The 1145-nt window shown below is 48.6% G+C and carries 1 protein-coding gene; it reads right to left on the bottom strand.

All coding sequences use genetic code 11. The features are described 5' to 3' along the window. Window positions 1-1072, bottom strand: a 1072-nt coding sequence (locus R7M72_RS25385) for a PhoX family protein (protein WP_318056494.1), incomplete at its 3' end; no start/stop codon positions are given. Between the last annotated feature and the right edge of the window lie 73 nt (window positions 1073-1145).

Genomic DNA, 1145 nt, shown 5'->3' with positions numbered 1-1145 from the left:
CACAACCTTCGTGGCGGAAACGACCAAGCGCGGTACGCTTTTTCGCACGAGAGTTTTGGGTATATGGGTCAATTTCTACAATGTAGCCATGGCCGTTCGCTTCGTTACGGTAATCGTCTGCAGAGCTGGTGCCTGTTGGTGCAACATTAAAACGCGTGAACTCATCTAAACGCTCTTCTGAGTTACCTGCCAATGTTTCCCACAAGTAACGCGTGCTCTTATCATCCACACCAATACGATCTTGTTCTTCTGTACGAGTCCCCGCATTAACGAAGTAGCCAGGCCAGTTCTCTTCACACGTGAGGTAAGTACCCCACGGCGTATAGCCGTTGCCACAGTTGTTTAACGTACCACGAGCTTGGCTGCCATCAGGCGAAAAACGCGTCACAGTAAGCGCCGTGTGAGCGACTGGGCCAGATAAATCCATCACTGTCGCACCAGTGTATCGGCGGTTAAGCGGATCGGTATCCACCAATTTCCACATATTGTCTTCTAGCTGAATACGAACAACGGAAACGCCGTGAGCATTAATCTCTTTGCGAACTTCATCAACTATTGTGCGAACGCCATTTGAGACTGTTGGACCGTTTGGATGCAGTGCTGATGTATCAATGTATTCATGGTTGATGCAAAGCAGGCCGTCGGTCGTACTGTCATTTAATGGGAAAAAGTGCATGCCATCATGGTGCATGCCCAACGCGTTAAGTTGGTCTGAGCTGGTGTTACTGCCATCATTTTTCCACGCGCTGCCTTGAGCATTCAGCGGTGTACCCCAAGGTACCAGTACCTGAGCGGTATAACCCTGTGGAATAGAAACGGCATCAGTCAACGAGCCAGGAATTGAGTCAAAGTTAAGTACCGCTTTCGAAATGCCAGAACCGTTACTTGCCGACGTGCCAGAGCTCGAAGAGTTACAGCCCGCCAATCCAAAAGCACCAAACGCAGTCATTGCGCTGATACCAAGGCCACCTTTTAAGATGCTACGACGAGATAGACTCGCTTCTAGTACTTCTTCAAAAGGCTTGTTATCGCTTTGGTTATAACGCGTTGCGTCGAAGGTTTCCTTGCTCATTTTTACTTTCCCGATCTTATAGTTAGTGCATAAATTGTTGGGCGGCAAGGAGTTTGGAGAAGAAATATGACAG

The sequence above is a fragment of the Vibrio sp. YT-18 genome (assembly GCF_033337345.1).
In the GTDB taxonomy this organism is placed as follows: domain Bacteria; phylum Pseudomonadota; class Gammaproteobacteria; order Enterobacterales; family Vibrionaceae; genus Vibrio; species Vibrio alginolyticus.
Note: the sequence above shows the minus strand (reverse complement) of the source record. Positions and strands in the feature narration are given on the sequence as shown.